General features: G+C 60.3%; 3 protein-coding genes. All 3 read left to right on the top strand.

Going from position 1 to position 2,635, the window contains the following annotated elements:
- The first annotated feature begins 239 nt into the window (after window positions 1-239).
- The 3 genes from NKH36_RS34535 to NKH36_RS34525 all read left to right on the top strand — a co-directional run bounded on the left by NKH36_RS34535 (window position 240) and on the right by NKH36_RS34525 (window position 2,433).
- Window positions 240-647 (top strand): recombinase family protein, encoded by a 408-nt coding sequence (locus NKH36_RS34535; RefSeq protein WP_352966275.1) that lies wholly within the window; start codon window positions 240-242, stop codon window positions 645-647.
- 461 nt (window positions 648-1,108) lie between these two features.
- On the top strand, window positions 1,109-2,155 hold the full coding sequence (locus tag NKH36_RS34530; protein ID WP_352966274.1) for a YihY/virulence factor BrkB family protein: 1,047 nt from the start codon (window positions 1,109-1,111) through the stop codon (window positions 2,153-2,155).
- 35 nt (window positions 2,156-2,190) lie between these two features.
- Window positions 2,191-2,433 carry a hypothetical protein gene (locus NKH36_RS34525; RefSeq protein ID WP_352966273.1) on the top strand — a complete coding sequence of 81 codons (243 nt, stop codon included), beginning with the start codon at window positions 2,191-2,193 and terminating at the stop codon, window positions 2,431-2,433.
- Window positions 2,434-2,635: the final 202 nt, after the last annotated feature.

Here is a 2,635-nt window from a genome sequence, read left to right as displayed (position 1 = left end):
GTCCTGCAGTGAGAAGACGAGAACGCCCAGGCAGAGAAAGCCAGTGGCTGCTAGGGACTTGTTCTGCATCGGTACGTCCTAGTGAAGGGGCGCAGCTAGCTTGGCCAGGGCCGAGCTCGATAGTGCCTGCACAGCCGCACCTGTAATCCACACTGACGTGAACGATCGTCGCGAGATTGCGTTCTGGCCGAGGCCAAGCTCGATCGCTCTCTCGTGATGTCGCCTTCATTGCCGGACTGATGGTCCAGCGCGTTCCGTTCATCGTCGCCGAACTCGGCGCTGACGCCGACCCGTTTATGCTGCACATTTACGCCGCGTTGGCAGAGAAAGAACGGCGGTTGATCTCGGAACGGACAAAAGCCGCCCTCGCCTCACGCAGGACGAGCATAAAGCTCGGCAATCCGACCAACACCGCCGAAGCTGCGGCGAAAGGTCGGAAGATGTCGATCGAAGAAGCCGACCGGTTTGCCCAGTCCGTGCTGCCAATCATCGCCTCCATTCAGCGGTCGGGCATCACCAGCCTACGCGGACTGGCAATCGCTCTGAACATCGAGGCGTTCGAACAGAGCGCAACGGCCAATGGCAAGTCGCGAACGTGCGCAACGTTCTCGCGCGGCAATCCCTACTCTTTTATAAGCGAGAAATAGCCACCGGCGCGGCCGGAACAAACGGGATCGACGCCGGTTAACTACCATCAAGGGACCGCAACCGCAAAGGACGCGGGAATAAAACGAGCCGAGAGCGCGCGAATGAGTTGCTGGACGAGGACGGTGGCGTCGCCCTCAATCTCGCATTGTGCGGCCGAATAAGGGCCGAGCAGAGGCGCGTGATCGATGCCAGAGAGCGACTGACGAAGATCGATCCGAACAGCACGGACAACGTGGGCTGAGCCTTTCGGCGCCTTGGGAAGGCATGCCCCCAACACTACCGATGGCGGGCCAAGCGCTCCTGGGTGGGAACGCACTCGCCTCTCGTAAGACCAGTGGAATGAAGCTCGGCAACCTGACTAAATACGGCGCAGGCCGCGGCTAAGGGCCGACAGATGCCTGCATCCTTTGGCGCTTTCATACGTTTGCCCCGCGAAGAAGATGCTCCGGGTCGGGCAGCCATGTCGAAGAAGACCACCGACGACGCTTACGATAACCAAGTGCAACTTGAGCGGCGGGCCGAACGGGGCCGCGGACGCAATGCCGAATGGCCGTCACAGATTCCCAGCCGTGGCTGGAAGGACGTGCTGTGGCGGGTCTTTGCTGAAGTAAACGAGGACCGTGTTATGCTGATCGCGGCCGGGGCCGCATTCTATCTGCTCCTTGCCCTCTTTCCAGCGCTTGCCGCGTTCGTGTCCTTCTACGGTTTTGTCGCCGATCCTCAGACCATCGCTGAGCACATTTCATTCCTCGGCGGCGTACTTCCTTCGGGGGGTTTGGACGTTATCAGATCACAGCTTAGGTCCTTGGCCGCCCAGGACACTGGTGCGCTCAGCTTCGGCTTCATCTTCGGCCTTGCCGTCGCACTGTGGAGCGCCAGCAACGGCATCAAGACGCTATTCGAAGCCATGAACATCGCCTACGAGGAGCGTGAAAAGCGCGGCTTTATCCACCTGAATCTTCTGGCCTTGGGCTTCACACTTGGCGCCATCCTTGTTGGTATCGGCTTTGTCGTATCGGTGGGGGTCGTGCCGGCCATGCTTGCGCTGCTGAACCTCGGCGGCTGGACCGAAGCCCTTGTGCGGATCTTTCGGTGGCCGATAATGCTGATCATGGTCGGTCTCGGGATCACGCTGATCTACCGCTACGGCCCCAGCCGCGAAAGGGCAAAGTGGCAATGGGCGACATGGGGCGCCTTCCTCGCGGCTGTGGTCTGGATCGCAGTCTCGATAGGGTTCTCCTATTATCTTGAGAACTTCGCCGACTATAATGCCACGTATGGAGCCCTGGGGGCAGTCATCGGCTTGATGATGTGGACCTGGATCTCTGTGATTGTGCTGATTGTGGGGGCGGAGCTGAATGCCGAGATGGAGCACCAGACAGCCAATGACACCACCACAGGTGCGCAGCAGCCGATGGGTGCGCGAGGTGCCACGGTCGCCGACACGCTGGGCGGATCGGCCGATGCAGCCAACAAGCAGTCGCGTTCGGGCGAGCGCAACACCTAATGCGCAGATCTCGTGAGATCTCCGCGCAACTTCGCTTGGCGCAGATCACTGACATCGGCATTGGCGACGAAGTTGCAAAGACCTTGGGCAATGACAAGTCAGATCGCGAGCAAATGAATACCTTCAGGCGCAGTCTCCATCCTGCTCAGGTTAGGCGAATGGCAAGCGCGACATCGGCAGAGAACGGCGGCACATCAAGTTTCAGCCAGCCGTCGGAATTCGCTTGCCATTCCGCCGTTTGCCTGCCGGCCGCGGTATCCCAGGCGATGACCCGATAGGTCCCGCGAGCCAACCCGGGCGCTGTGCTTGGCACATGCACGGCGCCGTTCTTCAGGTATGCCGTACCCGACGCGGCAAGAACGCCGCGTCGATCCCGCCGTTAGCACCTATGCTATCTATGTGGGTCTGGCTAAAGCTGAGACTCAACCGGAAGGTGGCGGACCAAGGCCGCCAGAACCCGGCGAAATATTCCGGCCTCTG

The sequence above is a fragment of the Mesorhizobium sp. M1312 genome, assembly GCF_040318115.1.
Lineage (GTDB): Bacteria > Pseudomonadota > Alphaproteobacteria > Rhizobiales > Rhizobiaceae > Mesorhizobium.
Note: the sequence above shows the minus strand (reverse complement) of the source record. Positions and strands in the feature narration are given on the sequence as shown.

Coding starts and splice junctions, on each gene's coding strand:
- NKH36_RS34530 (WP_352966274.1), top strand. CDS start 1,109: ATGTCGAAGAAGACCACCGACGACGCTTACGATAACCAAGTGCAACTT.
- NKH36_RS34535 (WP_352966275.1), top strand. CDS start 240: ATGGTCCAGCGCGTTCCGTTCATCGTCGCCGAACTCGGCGCTGACGCC.